Origin of the sequence: Humisphaera borealis (genome assembly GCF_015169395.1) — a bacterium.
GTDB classification, from domain to species: Bacteria; Planctomycetota; Phycisphaerae; order Tepidisphaerales; family Tepidisphaeraceae; genus Humisphaera; species Humisphaera borealis.
Window position 1 is genome coordinate 3977367 of record NZ_CP063458.1, and the last position, 16889, is coordinate 3994255.

General features: G+C 62.9%; 11 protein-coding genes. 7 read left to right on the forward strand and 4 right to left on the reverse strand.

What is annotated here, in order from left to right; all coding sequences use genetic code 11:
• Nucleotides 1–10 precede the first annotated feature (10 nt).
• Nucleotides 11–1033, forward strand: a complete 1023-nt coding sequence (gene rtcA, locus IPV69_RS14860) for an RNA 3'-terminal phosphate cyclase (protein WP_206290474.1) — start codon at nt 11–13, stop codon at nt 1031–1033.
• Between the two features lie 193 nt (nt 1034–1226).
• On the opposite strand, the gene IPV69_RS14865 is transcribed toward rtcA, so the two are convergent.
• Entirely contained in the window at nt 1227–2066 is an 840-nt protein-coding gene (locus IPV69_RS14865) for a serine/threonine protein kinase (protein ID WP_206290475.1), read from the reverse strand.
• A 126-nt stretch (nt 2067–2192) separates the two neighbouring features.
• Between IPV69_RS14865 and IPV69_RS14870 the strand changes: the two genes are divergently transcribed.
• The gene (locus IPV69_RS14870; protein WP_206290476.1) at nt 2193–3065 is read left to right on the forward strand and encodes a hypothetical protein; all 873 of its coding nucleotides are present in this window, start codon (nt 2193–2195) and stop codon (nt 3063–3065) included.
• Here IPV69_RS14870 and IPV69_RS14875 read toward each other — a convergent pair.
• Nucleotides 3049–3993, reverse strand: coding sequence for a hypothetical protein (locus IPV69_RS14875; RefSeq protein ID WP_206290477.1), 945 nt, complete (start codon nt 3991–3993; stop codon nt 3049–3051). The genes IPV69_RS14870 and IPV69_RS14875 overlap by 17 nt on opposite strands.
• A 239-nt stretch (nt 3994–4232) precedes the next feature.
• Between IPV69_RS14875 and IPV69_RS14880 the strand changes: the two genes are divergently transcribed.
• The gene (locus IPV69_RS14880; RefSeq protein ID WP_206290478.1) at nt 4233–6008 is read left to right on the forward strand and encodes a glycosyltransferase family protein; all 1776 of its coding nucleotides are present in this window, start codon (nt 4233–4235) and stop codon (nt 6006–6008) included.
• Between the two features lie 43 nt (nt 6009–6051).
• Nucleotides 6052–7563, forward strand: a complete 1512-nt coding sequence (glpK, locus tag IPV69_RS14885) for a glycerol kinase GlpK (RefSeq protein WP_206290479.1) — start codon at nt 6052–6054, stop codon at nt 7561–7563.
• Between the two features lie 93 nt (nt 7564–7656).
• Here glpK and IPV69_RS14890 read toward each other — a convergent pair whose 3' ends face one another.
• Nucleotides 7657–8064: a hypothetical protein gene (locus IPV69_RS14890; protein WP_206290480.1), complete on the reverse strand. Its 408-nt coding sequence runs from the start codon at nt 8062–8064 to the stop codon at nt 7657–7659.
• A gap of 156 nt (nt 8065–8220) precedes the next feature.
• Entirely contained in the window at nt 8221–11022 is a 2802-nt protein-coding gene (locus tag IPV69_RS14895; protein WP_206290481.1) for a beta-propeller domain-containing protein, read from the reverse strand.
• An 842-nt stretch (nt 11023–11864) separates the two neighbouring features.
• Here IPV69_RS14895 and thrS point away from each other — a divergent pair.
• From thrS to IPV69_RS14910, 3 genes are all read left to right on the forward strand, one after another.
• Entirely contained in the window at nt 11865–13874 is a 2010-nt protein-coding gene (thrS, locus tag IPV69_RS14900; RefSeq protein ID WP_206290482.1) for a threonine--tRNA ligase, read from the forward strand.
• A gap of 141 nt (nt 13875–14015) precedes the next feature.
• Complete coding sequence (locus IPV69_RS14905; RefSeq protein WP_206290483.1) at nt 14016–15422, forward strand: O-antigen ligase family protein; 1407 nt, start codon at nt 14016–14018, stop codon at nt 15420–15422.
• Nucleotides 15419–16813 carry a 3-keto-disaccharide hydrolase gene (locus tag IPV69_RS14910; protein WP_206290484.1) on the forward strand — a complete coding sequence of 465 codons (1395 nt, stop codon included), beginning with the start codon at nt 15419–15421 and terminating at the stop codon, nt 16811–16813. Before IPV69_RS14905 ends, IPV69_RS14910 begins: the two co-directional genes overlap by 4 nt.
• Nucleotides 16814–16889 lie beyond the last annotated feature (76 nt).

The following is a 16889-nucleotide window of genomic DNA, read 5'->3' on the forward strand; positions in this document are numbered from 1 at the left end:
GGGGACGATCATGATCACCATCGACGGCTCACAAGGCGAGGGCGGCGGGCAGGTGCTTCGCACGTCGCTGGGCCTTTCCATGCTCACCGGGACGCCGTTCCGCATCACGCGGATTCGCGCCAACCGTGACAAGCCGGGGCTTATGCGGCAGCACCTGACGTGCGTGCTGGCGGCGGCGCAGGTCTGCTCGGCGGAGGTCGTCGGCGCGGCGGTCGGTTCGTCGGAACTTACGTTCAAGCCGGGCACGGTGCGGCCGGGGGATTACACGTTCTCGGTCGGGACCGCCGGCAGTACGACGCTCGTATTACAGGCGGTCCTGCCGGCGCTGCTGAGGGCGGCTTCGCCGAGCACGATTACGCTGGAAGGCGGCACGCACAACATCTTTGCGCCGCCGGTCGATTTTCTGGAAAAGTCGTTCCTCGCGGTCGTGAACCGGATGGGGCCGAGCGTTGCAGTCACGCTGGACCGGTACGGCTTCTACCCCGCCGGCGGCGGGCGGTGGACGGCGGCAATCACGCCGTCGGCAAAGCTCGATGCGATTGAGATCACGAAACGCCTGGAGATCACCCACCGCCGCGCGGTCGCGCTGGTCGCCGGTTTGCCGGGCGAGATCGGCATGCGCGAACTGGAGACGTTGCGCAGAGGATTCTCGTGGGAGCCGGACTGCTTCCAGATCCGCCAGCTCCCCGGTGACTGTGGGCCGGGCAACGTCGTGATGATAGAGATCGGCGACGGTCAGGTGACGGAGGTGTTCACCGCGTTCGGCGAGCGAGGCGTTCGCGCCGAGGCTGTCGCCGAGCGGTGCATCAAGCAGGCCCGCGCGTATCTCGCCGCCGGTGCGCCCGTCGGCGAGCACCTGGCCGATCAACTCCTGATTCCGTTGGCGATGGCGGGCGGCGGGTCGTTCGTCACCGGCCGGCCGACGGAACACACGCGCACCAACATCGACATCGTGCAGAAGTTTCTGCCGGTAACGATCACGATGCGCGAATTGGAAGGGGATCAGTGGGGAGTCGAGATTGCCGGGATATAGACGGCCCATCAGTGACACGGGCTTCCAGCCCGTGCTGGCGACGTTGTGGTTCGAACGTTCCGCATATCAGCCCACTTAGCGTTTTCTGCGATCGGATCTGATTGCTGACGTGTGAACGATCTTCGACGCCAACATCGCCCGCGCGGGCTGGCAGCGCTGGAAGCCCGTGTCACTGATGAGCCTTTGATCGTGCCTATTTCTGGCCGATCTGCGTGCCGAATGGCTTCAGCCGCTGGAGGACTTCGTCGATCGTCTGCGGCCGATACGCCGGGGCGACCTGCACGCATTCCATGATCAGCTCCGACAACTCCAGCGGCACGGCGGGGTTGAGTTCGCGCGGCTCGGGGTACTCCTGGTTTTTCAGGATGTCGCGCTGATCCTTGGCGACCGTCAGGATCGTGGGCACCCTGCGGAGCGTCAGTGCCCAGTACATCGTCGCGCCGAAATTGTAGACGTCGGTGAAGTAGTTGAGCTGTTTGCAGCGTGCCTGCTCGGGCGCGATGAAGTCCGGCGTGCCCTGCACTCGCTCCTTGGTCGTCCCCGCGAGGCAGGCCTGGCCGAAATCGATCAGCTTCACATTCCCGCGGGCGTCGCGGACGATGTTGCTCGGCTTGGTATCGCAGTGAAGGTACTGATAGTGATGCACCGCTCCCAGGGCCGCACCGACCTTAAGGAAGACATCTACAATCGCGGGAACGCCTTCGGGCATGTCGCGATCGAGGGCGACGCCGTCCACCAGTTCCATGATCAGCGCGGCCTCGGTCACGGTTCCGGTGAAAAGCTTCTTCTTCAACTTCAGGTCGATACACTTGCGCAGGCCGGGGTGACGAAAGGTGCGGGAGACCTTGTATTCGGTTTCGAGCTGTTCGATGTACCGCTGGTGCTTTTCTTCGGTGGGGACGACGTGTTTGAGGGCGTAAAGCTGCTTCGTCTTGGGGTCCATGACGGCGTAGATCGCACTGAACGCGCCTTCGCCGATGCGCTGCACGATTTCGTAGCCGAAAAGCGACTTTGGGGCCGGAGCGTTCGACACTGGACGGATTCTAGGCTATGTCTGGAACTGTTGAAACCGGGTGCGGTGGTGAAGCGTCGAATACCGAGTGTTCGCGACGGTTCTCACGCCCCCGGGTGCAGCTATCTCGAAAGGATGTAGCTCCCGATGACCTATTGCCTCGGCATCGTCACCAAGTCCGGGTTGGTGATGGCCTCCGACTCTCGTACGAACGCCGGCTACGACCAGGTGAACGTCTGTCGCAAGATGTACACTTTTGTCACGCCCGGTGAGCACGTGTTCGTGCTGCTGGCCAGCGGCAACCTCTCGCTGACGCAGTCGGTGGTGACACTGCTGCGCCGCGACTTTGAGGCGGGCTATGGCATCGCCAAGGCGCCCAGCCTTTACGACGCGGCACGTCTGGTCGGTGAGCAGGTTCGGCGGGTGGACGCGGTTGACCGTCCGGCGCTGGAAAGGGATGACTTCAAGTTTAACGTCAACATCCTGCTCGGCGGGCAGGTTGCGGGGCAGAAGCCCGGTTTGTTCCTGATCTACCCGCAGGGCAACTTTGTGCAGGCGACGGAGGAAAGCCCCTACCTGCAGATCGGCGAGACCAAGTACGGCAGACCGATCCTGGATCGCGGCATTAACTTCGAACGGACCAGCCTCGAAGAAGCCGCGAAGTACGCCTTGCTGTCGATGGATTCGACGATGAAGTCGAATGTCACGGTCGGGCCGCCGATCGACCTGCTGGTTTACCTCACCGATGAACTGAACCTGACGCGCATGCGTCGATTCCCGGCCGACGACCCCGACCTGGCGAAGATTCGCGTGCGGTGGGAACAGGCTCTGCGACAGGCGGTGATGAAGCTGCCGCAGGTTCGCTTCAAGCAGAAGTCGGGGACGGCCCCGCAGACGACGGGAGAGTCGATCGAGCTGGTGGAGACGCCATCGTCGCAAACCAGCGATCTTCAGTCGCAGCAGCAGCCGGGCAGTGCTGGGCAGGTCGGCGGCGGCGGCGCCGCTACTCGCGACGGGTAAAGGTGACGGTTACGGGCTTGAGCGCCGATCGTGCCAGGTCGGCCTGGAACGTACCGGTCACCGAATCCGCCCAGGCCCCTTCGGTCAGTAGAAACAGCAGCGGCGAGCGAGAGCCGTCGGGGAAGACCTCTTCCCCGCGCACTTCCCAGAACGCCAGCGGCAGGTCCACGATGATTCCGTCGTTCAAGGACGTATTGGTGGCGTTGTAGTTGCGGATGGCGGTCCTGGTCTTGGCCTGGGTGCCGTCGGGAAGCGGGGTCTTGGGGATGAGAGTAAAGATCACCTTGGTTCCAGGGGGAGGGGCTTGCACGACGCGTTTGAGGTCGGGTCGGAAGCTGCGGTACTCGGGGTAGATCGAGCCGCCGATCCAGGTTTCCGGGCGAAGCTTGTCGCCCCGGTCGCCGGGTCGTTGCCCGTCGAGCTTCCACACGAAATCCTGGGACACCCCTTCGCTGGCATCCTGCCGTTTCGCTTCGGGCGGGCGCGGCGTCAGAGGCAAACGGTACTGGTTCTTGTTGTACGAAAACTCGATTCGCGCCGACGGCTGTTGGTACGTTCCGGGCTGAAGACGGCCGACATACACCCCGTCGGGCCTGGCGTCGATCGGCTGGCTCACCTTGGTGTTGACGGAGTCGTCGAGCAGGCCGGTCTGGAGGACTTCGACCCGCAGCGAAGGGTCGTCAATCAGTTTGCCATCGGTCCGGAAGATGCGGCCGGCGGCGAACCCGGGAAATGCCGGTGTTGGCTCTTGCAACGGAATGGACGTCGCGTCGATTTTGGGCAGCGGCTTTTCCGCGGGCGCAGTCGCCGTGGCCGGAGGCGGCACGGGGTTGATCGGCGTGCGCTCCTCGCACCCGCAACCCACCCAGACGACCATTAAAACCATGGTCATGACGGCAACGCAGATCGGCTGTTTCACACGTGGCATGCTGGCTCTGGGTCCTCGTACCGGTTGGGCGTGAAGTCCAGAGAATACCCTTACTCCCCTTCGATACAAAAACAATGCGCTAATACCCGACTGATCGGCTGGTGCTTCGCTCTGCCGAGTTGGCTTGTTCGGCGTCGCAAATGGCAATAGCCTATCGCAGAACGCAGGACTTCGAGCCGGGCTCTCTGATCCCCGGTCGTTGCGAGGACGCCGAATTGGTTGCGAGGCTTTACCCCACTATGCAAACCGTCGTCCACGTCACCCACGAGGCCGTTCAGAAGATTGGCGGCATCGGCGCGGTCCTGCAGGGATTGCTCACAAGCCGCACCTATCTCAAGGATTGTCCTCGCAACATCCTGATCGGTCCCTTCTGGCCGAGCGACGGGCACGGCGAGCAACGACTCGGACCGAATGCGGAAGTGCTCTACAGCAGCCTCGATCACCTCTACCGTTCGCCGCTCGCCGAGCGATTCGCGCAGATCGAGCAGCGCTATGAAGTGGGTATCGTGTACGGCCGACGCCGATTCGTCGATCCGCAGACCGGCGTCGTTTCGACCGCAGAGGTGCTACTGGTCGATGTCGCCCGTTTTGATGCTCAGCAGATCGGCGACTTCAAGTTTCAACTGTGGCAGAAGTTTGGCATCGAATCCGGGCGTTACGAAGGCGCCTGGGATTACGAGCAGTGGGTCCGGCTGGCGCGGCCGGCGATCGATGCCTTGCACGCGCTGGGCGCCACAACCCACGGGCATGAGCCGTGCGTCATCCTCGCCCATGAGTACATGGGCATGCCTACGGCGCTGGCGGCTATTCTTGAGGGAGACCGCTCAAACTTCCGCACGATCTTTCATGCCCACGAATGCGCGACCGTCCGGCGCATCGTCGAAGGGCATCCGGGCCACGACACGATGTTCTACAACGTCATGCGATCGGCGATGGCGACGGGTCAGTTCGTCGACGACGTGTTCGGCGACCAGTCCGACTTCTACAAGCACGTCCTCGTGAAAGCCGCCCGCTTCTGCGACGGCATCTTCGCCGTCGGCGACTACACCCTGAAGGAGATACGCTTCCTCGGCAACGACTTCGTCCATACCGATGTCCAGATTGCCTACAACGGCGTGCCTCACTGGAGGATCTCGCTCGAAGAGAAGATGGCCAGCCGACAGAAGCTGCGCAACTACTGCCGGGCGCTGCTGAAGTTCGAACCCGACTATGTCTTTACGCACGTCACTCGGCTGGTTCCCAGCAAGGGGCTGTGGCGCGACCTGAAGGTGTTGGAATACGTCGAGGAGATTCTTCGCGACCGTAACGAGACAGCCGTCCTGTTCACCCTGAGCACCGAAATCCCGGCCCGCCGGGGCGACGACGTCCGCAAGATGGAAGCGGCGTACCACTGGCCGGTGGCCCACCGCGAAGGTATCCCCGACCTGTCCCATGGCGAGGCGGACTATTACTCGGGCGTTCAGGAGTTCAACGCCTGTTCCCGCAATGTGAAGGTCGTCTTCGTCAACCAGTTCGGCTGGGACCGTTCGTGCTGTGGTGATCGCATGGCGGCCGACATGCAGTTCATGGACATCCGCAAGGGCTCCGACGCCGAGTTCGGCCAAAGCATCTACGAGCCGTTCGGCATCGCGCAAGTGGAGCCGATCAGCTTCGGTGGAATCTGCGTGTTCACGAACGTCTGCGGCTGCGCCGGTTTCGTCGAAGCTGCCGCCGGAGGCGAAACGCCAAACGCGATCGTCGCCGACTATACGAACCTCGCTGATCGCATGATTCGTCCGGAGAAGCTGCTGGGCCTGGGGAAGGACGAACGGGGCGTCATCGAAGACCGCGAGGCGCTGCGAGTCGCCAAAGAACTGGTCAACCGCCTGCCGCGAACGCAAAAAGACTTCGAGGCCACCATTCACCGCGGCTACGAGCTGGCGAGCCGGATGAGCTGGGACGTGGTGGCGAGAGATTACATTCTGCCGGGGATCCATCGCGCGGCAAAGGCGAGCCGGTTGAAGGAGATGGCTTAACCCCTTCTCCCCCAAGTACGGGGGAGCGGGAGTAGGAGAGTTCATGCCTCGCCTGATCGCCGCTATCGATCAAGGAACAACCAGCAGCCGGTGCATTCTATTTGATGCATCCGGGTCGCCGGTCAGCGTTTCGCAACTGGAACATCGGCAGATCTATCCGCGGCCGGGCTGGGTTGAGCACGATGCGCTGGAGATCTGGCGGCGGGTTTCGGATGTCATCCATGGCGCGATGTCCCGCGCGAACGCAACCGCCGCCGACATCGCCGGGGTGGGCATCACCAACCAGCGGGAGACGACCGTCGTGTGGGACCGCCGAACGGGCTTGCCCCTGACGCATGCGATCGTCTGGCAGGACACGCGTACGCGCGACCTGTGCAACGAGCTTTCGGCTGATGGCGGGCAGAATCGGTTCCGCCAGCAAACGGGTTTGCCGATGGCGACCTACTTCTCCGGGCCGAAACTGCGGTGGATGCTCGAGAACGTCGACGGTCTTCGCGACGCCGCCGAGCAGGGCGACGCACTCTTCGGCACGATCGATTCCTGGCTGATCTGGCATCTTACCGGCGGCCCCGATGGCGGTGCGCACGTCACGGACGTCACCAACGCCGGCCGGACGATGCTGATGGACCTGGCGTCGCTCGATTGGGACGACGAACTGCTGAAGGTCATGCGTGTACCGCGCCAGATGCTGCCGCGGATCGTCCCCTCGCTCGATCGAGCGTCGTGGGGCATGACCCGCCGCGACGGCCCGTTCGGCGGCGAGATTCCCGTCTGCGGGTGCCTCGGCGATCAGCACGCGGCGATGCTCGGACAGACCTGCTTCACGCCCGGCGAATCCAAGAACACCTACGGAACTGGCTGTTTCATGCTGTTGCACACCGGCGAAAAGCCGGTCGTCTCGACGCGCGGTCTGCTGACGACGCTGGCGTACAAGCTGGGCGATGAGCCGGCATGCTACGCGCTGGAAGGTTCGGTCGCGGTCGCCGGGTCGCTCGTCCAGTGGGTTCGCGACAACCTCGGCATGATCGCCGATTCCACTGAGATCGAGTCCCTCGCCCGCAGCGTCCCTGACAACGGCGACGTCTACTTCGTACCGGCATTCGCGGGACTGTTCGCCCCGCACTGGCGGAGCGATGCCCGGGGAACGATCGTCGGGCTGACCGGCTTCGCGAATAAAGGGCACATTGCCCGCGCGGTGCTGGAGGCGACGGCATTTCAGACGCTCGATGTGCTCGATGCGATGCGGCAGGATTGCGGGCTGGACCTGAAGGTCCTTCGTGTCGATGGCGGCATGGCGGCGAACGAACTGCTGATGCAGTTTCAGGCCGACCTGCTCGGCGTGCCGGTGGTGCGGCCGGTCGTCACAGAAACCACCGCCTTGGGGGCCGCCTATGCCGCCGGTTTGGCCACCGGCTTCTGGAAGAACACCGATGACCTGCAGCGAAACTGGCGTGCCGCCAAGCAGTGGGAACCGCAAATGAAGTCGTCCGACCGCCGACGGCTGCACGAGCGATGGAAGCAGGCGGTGGAGCGTTCGCTGGGATGGGAGAGGTGAAGAAGCAAGGCACGAAGGCAGGAGGCACGCAGGCACGAAGGACCGCCCTGCTCCTGGTGCCTGCGTGCCTCTTTTGCCTTCGTGCCTCGCGTCTCACTTCTTATGCACGTAGATCGCCGTCGCCATCGCGTTTCGTGTCTTCGACTTGTCGATCGGGATGATGTAGGGCTCTTCGTCGTACGTGCCGACGGCACGCAGGCGGTATTCGGGCACTTGCAGCAGCAGGCCGTTGCCGCCCATCGCGGCCGCCTTTTCCTTCAACTCGTCGATCACCTTCTGCATCTGCCCGACCTCCTCCCATTCGAAGGAGCCTTCGGTCTTGATGATCCCCAGCACTTCATACTTCGATGGCGGGTCCTGGAAGAGCGCGACCGCGGCCGGGCTCGTCGCCGGGCGCGGACCGGTCGTAGGGACCACTGTCGACCCGCAGCCGCACAGCAGCATCATGGTCGAGACGAGCATCACAACGAACGACGACTGGCGGAGGAGCGATAGATTCATGGCAGAACCATCATACCCCAGAACCGCGGGTCTGACTTGCCGGTTGTTGGTTGAGATGTCTGTTTAACGGTCGCACCGCAGGTGCACTCTTGCGTCTTTCGCAGAAGGCAAGGAGAGAAGAGTGCGCCTTCGGTGCGACCGCTAAACGGGGAAGGCTTACTCTGAGGTCTTGAGGGTCTTGATGATGACATCCGGGTGCAGCAGCTCGACCGCCTGGATGTGCTCGTCGCCGACGGCGAACAGCACGTCGTTGATGCGGAGCGATCGCCGGACCTCGCTGCCCGGGTCGACGTTGCCGAGCGACTTGAACTGCTTGCCCGCCACATCGACTTCGAACACCGCCAACGACTGCGTGTACTCGCCGTCGCCGTAGCTGCCGACGGGGACCGCAAGGATGTTCTGCTCGGCGAAGTACGAGAACGCGTGGGGGTCGTACTCTGCTTCGCTGTACCCGTCGGCGATCGTCGTCTTGGCGATGCGCGTCGGGTGGGCGAAGTCCGACACATCGAACAGCGACAACAGCAGGCCGTTGTCGTCCACGCCGTCGGAATCGATGTCGCGACCGATGCCGAGCAACAGGCCCTCGCCGATCGGTTGAAGGTAGCTCGAATAGCCGGGGATCTTGAGTTCGCCGGCGATCTTCGGACTACGGGCGTCGCTGAGGTCGACCGTGAAGAGCGGATCGACCTGAAGGAAAGTGACGATGTAAGCCCGGGGCCCGTCAAACCGGGCGGCCTGCAACTGTTCACCCTTGGCGATGTTCTTGATGCTGCCGATCGTTTCGAGCTGATCGCCGACCTGCTCGAGCACGAACAGATGGTTCGTCGGTCCGTCGCCGGACCAGTTGTTGGTGGCGATGCGGAAGGTGTCGGCGTACTCGTCCATGCCGAACTGGTCGAGGACCGAGCCGTCGACGGAGCCGGTCGCCTGGAGGGTGACGGCATCGGCCTCGAGGCCGAACTTGAACAGGCGGGTTTCTTCGCCGTCGTCGGACCAGGTCGTGCCGGCCAGGTAGAGCGCATCCGCCGAGGCGTAGACGGTGCCGCCGTAACCGGCGACGGTGCTGGTGGCGGTCGGTCCGCCGTTGGTGTCGCCGACATCCAGCAGGGTGACCGTCGTCAGGTTCTGACCTATCTCGTTGTCGCCGAGGTCCCGGACGTAGGCGTTGGGGGCGCTGACGAGCGGGCCGTCGGTGGTCTTTCCGTCGGCGGTGCTGGTGTAGCCGGGGAGCAGGTCGGCCAGCGTCATCGCTTCCAGGCGGGCCCGGTAGGCGGCTTCGGATTCGTAGATGGTGTCGGAATACCCACCGCCGCCCCAGAAGGGCGGCGCGATCTTGGAGATCGAGGAAACGCCGCCGGGCGATCCGGCGGTCGGATCGTCGACGACGACATTGGTCGGCGGGTCCTGGGGGTCGGGATCGACGGGAGCCGGATCGGGATTGGGGATCTTCTCCGGTTCAGGGATCCAGGCGTCATTTCGCATGACGACATAGAGCTGATCGCCGATCAGGCGCGATTCGCCGTAGGAACCGTCGAGCTTGGTCGTCTCGACGACGCTCGGCGACGCCGGGTTCGATACGTCAAACACGGTGACCGTGACGAAGGGATCCTGCGCCGGCGTTATCGGCATGAGCGAACTGATCGCGATGCCGCCGGTCGCGGGCTGTGCCCAGTAGTAGAGCGAGCCGGTGAGCATGGTCAGCCTGTCGCCGGACAGGTAGATGCCGATCGCCGAGCCGTCAATGTCGTCGCGGTGTACGACACTCATCGAGGCGGCAGGGTCGGCATCGGTGATGACCAGTTGGCCATTCTGCAGTGTGTAGATGTAATGCCCGTCGGTCTCGACCAGATCGGCTTCGTCCACGCCGGCGACCTGGGTGTTGGTGGACGACGCATCGGGAACGTTGCCGTTGGTGGTGGGTGAAGCTTGCGGCGGCGGCGGAGAGGCAGGCGGTGCCGGGGTGGGACTGACGCCACCATTCGTAACGTCATTCAGGACGCCAGCTTTGATTGCGACTTCACCACCACGGCCCCAGTAGTAAATCCAGGGATTGGTCGCCTTGCCGAACGCCCAGGACCATTGCTTTACGGCGGCATCGACGAGCCACTGTTTCAGTTCGGCGTCGGTGGTCTGGCGGAGTGTTGATTCGTGGGTGTCGTCGACGCTGAGGCGGTCGCGTCCGGCTTTCACGCCCGGCGTTGGTCCTCCGACGGGGCCGACATGATCGACGCCGTTCTCGGCGTAGACGCGGTCGGTGCCCTTTCCGCCGTCGAGGTTATCGACGCCCTTGCCGCCAAAGAGCTTGTCGGCACCTTTGTCACCCTGGAGGTTGTCGTCGTCGTGGCCGCCGCTGAGACGGTCCTTGCCGATATCGCCGTGAAGGTCGTCGTCGCCCCAGCCGCCGGCGACGACGTCGTTGCCGGCCCCGGCAAAGAGGTCGTCGTTGCCGTCGCCGCCGCTGAGGTTGTCGTTGCCGTCGTCGCCGTAGATGACGTCGTCACCGCCGCCGCCGTCGATGCGGTCGTTACCCGCCCCGCCGTAGAATGTCTCGCCAAGGCTGGAGCCAAAGAGCCGGTCGTCGCCGTCGCCGCCGCGGACCTGAATGGCCGCCGCCGACGCGCGAAGCGTCGCCGACGAGTTGGCGGCTTCCAGGCGGAGGGTGACGCGGTCGTCGCCCGCGCCGGCGTCGAGATCGATCGAGGCGACGTCGGCGGCGGTGACCGTGCCCGCGACCGCGCCATTGATGACCGCGCGCAGGCTCGTCGCATCGCCGGGGACCGCTTCAACGACGATCACGTCGCCGGTCGCGTCGCCGCGAATCTGCCAGACGCCGGCTTCAAGGGCGGCAGAAAAGAGCTGTCGGCGTTCGAGCGTTTCGACCGCGCCGATGCAGGCACGGACCAGATTGCTTTGAGAGATCGACGACTTCTTCACCGCCTCGCGTGCACGGTTCGACATATGCGCTCCACCTGATGTAGGGATTGGAAGGAAATGAAATGCGACCCTGTGACGGGGCCCGGCTTCCGATCCTTGTAGACCCTGACCTAATGACTGAACTTCCCAAAAATCCGCCAAAACAGAAAAGCCCGGCTGCTCGGACGGACCGGTAGTCTATCACACCGGACGTCAGTCGCTCGAATACATTTCAACGGTCGGGGAAACAGCACTGGTAAGGACTTACCTTAGAAATCGAGCGGTGATACTGGGGCAACGGATGCCAAGGGTGCGAGGGAGCATATGGCCCTCACCAATGCATCAGGACGGCGCCCGTGGGGAGCGCCGTCCTGAAAGGTCTGACATTCGGGTTTGTGAGAGTGGTTCTCACCAACCGCGAACGCGACGACGGGATTTGGACAGTTTCGCCGATGCTCCGGAAAGCTTGGCGAAGAGTTGTCCGAAAGATCCACTGGGTGGTACGGCCGATCGACGTTTTCCGGTTCGTCGAACGCCACGTGTGGTGCGTTGCGCCATAACTGAGCGCTCCTTTCAGGGCCGAACTCTACCCAACTCGCCGGGTGAAGTCTGGAAGAAAATTCCGTTTGTAACATCCTATAAAATAAGGACGTCCGATAAATTGAGCGTGCAATAAGTGGGTAGCCCGGGAGCCGCAAGCCAGACGGCCGAAGGTGACGGCCGAGACTTGAGTCGCGACAGCTCAGCGCTGTTTAAATCAGCACGCTCGACGCGCTGGCTCCCCATAGCGAATCTCGACGATTTCAGGACAATGCCCAACCCGGCCGATGCTGGCCGGCCGCCGACGGCTGGCGTTCAGAGTTGGTGGGCGACGAGGTACAACGACCATGGCATCGATCAAACTTCCCGACGGCAGCATTCGCGAACTCCCCGACGGCTCGACCGTTCTGCAACTGGCCGAGTCGATCGGCAAGCGCCTGGCTCAGGCGGCGATCGTGGGCAAGGTCAATGGCAAGCTTGTCGACGTCTCTTATCCGCTCACCGGATCGCACGAAGTCTCGATCATCACCGATCGCGACGCCGACGGCCTGTACGTCATGCGGCACAGTACCGCCCACGTGCTGGCCCAGGCACTGCGACATCTGTACGGGGCGAAGTTGCAGTACACCATCGGCCCGGTGATCGACAGCGGGTTCTTCTACGACTTCGAGTTCCCCACTGGGGTCACCATCTCGGCGGACGACCTGCCGAAGATCGAAGCGGAGATGCAGAAGATCATCGCCGCTGACTACAAGTTCAGCCGGGAAGAGGTCGAACCGGCCAAGGCGAAGGAACTGCTGCACGCCGAGAGCCAGCGATTTAAGGACGAGATCATCGACGAGCTTGCGGCGGCAGGCGAGAAGTCGGTCAGCATCTATCGCCAGGGTGACTTCACCGACCTCTGTCGCGGGCCGCATATTCCGAGCACCGGGCGAATCAAGGCGTTCAAGCTGCTGAGCACCGCCGGGGCGTACTGGCGTGGCGACAGCGACCGCGAGCAGCTCACCCGCATCTATGGCACGGCGTTTTTCGACAAGAAGGACCTGGAAGCGCATCAGAAGCAGATCGAGGAAGCCAAGAAGCGCGACCATCGCGTGCTCGGCCCGCAGCTCGGGCTCTACGCAATCGACGACGCCGTCGGCCAGGGGCTGGTGCTCTGGAAGCCCAAGGGCGCGATCGTCCGGCAGGAGTTGCAGAACTTCATCGGCGAACACCTGCGGCGGCAGGGCTACTCGCAGGTCTTTACCCCGCACATCGGCCGGCTCGGGCTCTACAAGACCAGCGGCCATTACCCGTACTACCGCGAGAGCCAGTTCCCGCCGCTGGTGGACCGCGAACTCATCGAAGCATTATCGAAAGAGGGTTGCTCCTGCGGCGAGCTGAGCAACCGCATGGAGAAGGGCGAAGTCGACGGCTACCTGCTGAAGCCGATGAACTGCCCGATGCATATCAAGATCTATTCGAGCGAACAGCGCAGCTATCGCGACCTGCCGATCCGCCTGGCGGAGTTCGGCACCGTCTATCGCTGGGAGAAGTCCGGCGAACTTGGCGGGATGACCCGCGTGCGCGGATTCACCCAGGACGACGCCCATCTGTTCTGCACCGAAGAACAGATTCCTGCCGAAATCGCCGGGTGTTTGGAGTTGGTGAAGATTGTTCTCGGAACCCTCGGAATGAACGAATATCGCGTGCGCGTTGGCCTGCGCGACCCGGATTCGGCGAAGTACGTCGGATCGGCCGACCAGTGGGACAAGGCCGAGAAGGCGTGCAAGGATGCCGCGGCGACCCTGGGCGTGCCGTTCACCACCGAGCCGGGCGAGGCAGCGTTCTATGGTCCGAAAATCGATTTCGTCATCAAGGACGTCATCGGCCGCGAATGGCAGCTCGGCACCGTGCAGGTGGACTATCAGTTGCCCCAGCGGTTCGACCTGAGCTACACCGGCTCCGATAACCAACCGCATCGGCCGGTGATGATTCATCGGGCCCCGTTTGGGTCGATGGAGAGATTCATCGGCGTGCTGATCGAACACTTCGCCGGCGCGTTCCCGCTGTGGCTCGCCCCGGTGCAGGTCGCGGTGTTGAACGTGAGCGAGAAGTCTCAGGCGTACGCGGCGGAAGTAGCGGCAAAGTTGAAGACCGCGGGCATCCGCGCCGAGGCCGACCTTGGCGGAGACAAGATCGGCGCGAAGATTCGCCTGGCGTCGATGGCCAAGACGCCCTACATGCTGGTCATCGGCGAAAAGGAAGCCGCCGAGGGCAAGGTAGCGGTGCGGCATCGCACCGAGGGTGACAAGGGCGTGGTGGAGACGGGGGCGTTCGTGGAGGAAATTCGGGCCGCCGTCGCGGCAAGGAAGTGATCGATCGAGGTTCCGAACTCGCATGACGGCGCGAGCCGTTTGCCGAACGATGTCGCCGAAATCGCAACCGTCGACGGGCTTCGAAACCCGCGCGGCAGTCGCTCAGACGAACAAGTGTCGCCGGCGAACTTAAGGACGAGCATGTACGCGATCGCGCAGCAATCATTTTCGGGAAACGTGATCCAGTATTACCTGCAACGGCTCTCCACACCGAGCGGGGTCATGCTTGTCGTTGCGATGGTCATGCTTGCGACGGCAGTTCTTGCGGTCGATCGATTCAAGTGGGTTGCCCTGACGATCTCGATCTTTCTGTCGACTTTCGCCTACAACCGGTCAGGTGGCACGGTCGACCTGGTCGACGTGGTAGCACTACCCGCTCCGTTTTCGGTCATCGCTTCATTGACCCAGCCGCTCGGCGTTGCCTGTCTTTTGATCATCGCGATTGCGTCGATGAAGCCGATGCCATGGCAGCGGTTGCACGCTGTTCATCCGGTGGCGATAGGGACGTTCGCTATCCAAGCCCTGATCGCATTGCGACAACTTGCAGGCGGACTTCCCGAGCGGGGAATAGTCGGAGTCGCGATCTATGGCAGCGTGCTCTTGATTCTTGGCGCCGGACTGTCTCGATGGCTGTATGACGAAGTTCAGATACGCAGCATGGCGCGGGCCGTCTCGTGGTTTTCATTGATCTTCTGCGTTTCGACGGTGCTAGTGCTCGTAATCGATCGCGATGCGGCGTTTGTTTCAAACCGACTGACCGGCGTGGCGGACAATCCCCAGCGCACGGGCATCATCTTAGCGCTGGCGTTCCCCTTCTGCCTTCTCCTCGCCGCTGACCGCGGCAACTCATTCAATTCGCGCCTTTTTCACGCCATCGTCGGTGGCGCCGCTGCGACATTCCTCGTCTTTACGGGTTCGCGCACCGCGGTGCTTACGCTCGTCGTCGGCACTTCCGTGTTTTTCCGCAGGCGATTCGGTGCGCTTGCCGCCACGGGAGCCGTTCTCTTCGTCATTTTTCTCGCCGTTCTCTCCGTAGCCGAAAAGGATCTGGCCACCGCCCGCGACAACGTTTTTCGCACCAACAACACCCGCTCGGACGGTTGGATGGCGGCGATGCAGTACTTCTACGACTCCCCGCTGATCGGGACATCCATGGACGGCAACGCCGTGGAGAGCTCGTACGTCTGCGTGGCTGCTCAAAGCGGACTGGTCGGGTTGTCGGCACTGGCGATCACCATGTTCCTGCTTTTTCGGTCGGCTTTCCGATTGTCGCGCCACCGCAATCCGGGGCCATACGGGCCTGCGGTCGATCTTGCTGTCGCCAGCATGGTCCAGTTCACCGTGGTATGGGCGTTTGAGGCCTATCTCATCGCGCTCGTGACGAATACCGTCTTCATGCTGTACTGCACCCTTGCGATCGCCGCCCTAGTGACTGAACGGATGAACACCGCGTCGGATCCCGCTCTGCCGCTGGAAGATCGATCTGGCGAGTCCTCTTACGGTCATGCCGCCGATCTCACCGGGATCGGACTACGGAGCCAATTGTGAAGCGATACAGCTCGGTCTGGATCTTGGTGATATTCGCGCCGCTGGTCAGTGTCTTCCACGGCCACGTTCCGCTTCGGGCCGCGGCTGCAGACCTTCCTGCGGATGCCGAGGGCTTCCTCCCCCTGTTCAATGGCAAAGACCTTTCCAACTGGGTGCCGATGAACGTCCATCCCGGCACGTTCACGGTCAAGGACGGCATCATCGTGTCGACCGGCAAGCCGACCGGCGTCATGCGGACCGACCGCATGTACGAAAACTTCATCATCGAACTCGAGTGGAAACACCACGAAAAAGGCGGCAACGCCGGGCTGTTCATCTGGGGCGATGGCATCAATGCCCCAGGCACGCCCTTCGCCCGTGGCGTTGAAGTGCAGATCCTCGACCACGGGTACGTCGAACTGCACCCGTCTGCCAAGGGCAAGGCCACCGGGCATGGCGACGTGTTTCCGATCCACGGCGCGACCATGATCCCCGACCGGCCGCATCCCTTCGGCGGCTCTCGCTGCCTGCCGAGCGAAGAGCGCGTCAAACCGCTGGGCGAATGGAACCATTACCGCGTCGTCTGCAACGACGGCGTGATCAAACTGTCCGTCAACGGCAAGGAAGTCTCCGGCGGCAAGGAATGCAATCCGCGCAAAGGCTACATCTGCCTCGAATCCGAGGGGGCACTTTGCCACTTCCGCAACATCCGCATCAAGGAACTTCCCAGCACCGGTGCCAAGCCCGAGCAGACCGCCCGGGTCGATCCCGGCTACTCCCTGCTTTACAACGGGATCGACCTGGCGGGCTGGGTCGCCGACGACGGCCACAAAGGACATTGGACGCCAAAGGACTGGACGCTCGACTACGACGGCAAGAGCGACGCCAAGGACAAGAATCTCTGGAGCGAAAAAGAGTACGGCGATTTCGAACTGATGGTGGACTGGCGGCTTACCGGAAAGCCGAAGAAGACCGACCGACAGGTCATCCTTCCCACTGGCGAGGTCGCCAAAAACGCCGACGGCACCGACAAGATGGTCAGCGTCGATGACGCCGGCGACAGCGGCGTCTATCTGCGCGGCACCAGCAAAGCCCAGGTGAACATGTGGTGCTGGCCGATCGGGAGCGGCGAAGTCTACGGCTATCGCACCGACCCGAGTCAGCCGCCGGAAGTTCGCGCCGGCGTCACGCCCAAAGTCGTCGCCGACAAGAAGCCCGGTGCATGGAACCGTTTCATCATCACGATGAAAGGCGACCGCCTGACGGTCCTGCTCAACGGCCAAACCGTCCTCGAGAACGCCCAACTGCCCGGCGTACCCGCCAGGGGAAAGATCGCGCTTCAACACCACGGGGATACGGTGCAATTTGCGAACATCTGGATCAAAGAGCTTCGGGACTCGAATCCAAAATAGCGGAATCGGGTCCCGCCCGTTGTTCGGCATGGCGCGTCGGCGTACCCGCCCGCAGGCTCGTAAGCATTCATTTCAC

Coding starts and splice junctions, on each gene's coding strand:
- rtcA (WP_206290474.1), top strand. CDS start 11: ATGATCACCATCGACGGCTCACAAGGCGAGGGCGGCGGGCAGGTGCTT.
- IPV69_RS14870 (WP_206290476.1), top strand. CDS start 2,193: ATGACCTATTGCCTCGGCATCGTCACCAAGTCCGGGTTGGTGATGGCC.
- IPV69_RS14875 (WP_206290477.1), bottom strand. CDS start 3,993: ATGCCACGTGTGAAACAGCCGATCTGCGTTGCCGTCATGACCATGGTT.
- IPV69_RS14880 (WP_206290478.1), top strand. CDS start 4,233: ATGCAAACCGTCGTCCACGTCACCCACGAGGCCGTTCAGAAGATTGGC.
- glpK (WP_206290479.1), top strand. CDS start 6,052: ATGCCTCGCCTGATCGCCGCTATCGATCAAGGAACAACCAGCAGCCGG.
- IPV69_RS14890 (WP_206290480.1), bottom strand. CDS start 8,064: ATGAATCTATCGCTCCTCCGCCAGTCGTCGTTCGTTGTGATGCTCGTC.
- IPV69_RS14895 (WP_206290481.1), bottom strand. CDS start 11,022: ATGTCGAACCGTGCACGCGAGGCGGTGAAGAAGTCGTCGATCTCTCAA.
- thrS (WP_206290482.1), top strand. CDS start 11,865: ATGGCATCGATCAAACTTCCCGACGGCAGCATTCGCGAACTCCCCGAC.
- IPV69_RS14905 (WP_206290483.1), top strand. CDS start 14,016: ATGTACGCGATCGCGCAGCAATCATTTTCGGGAAACGTGATCCAGTAT.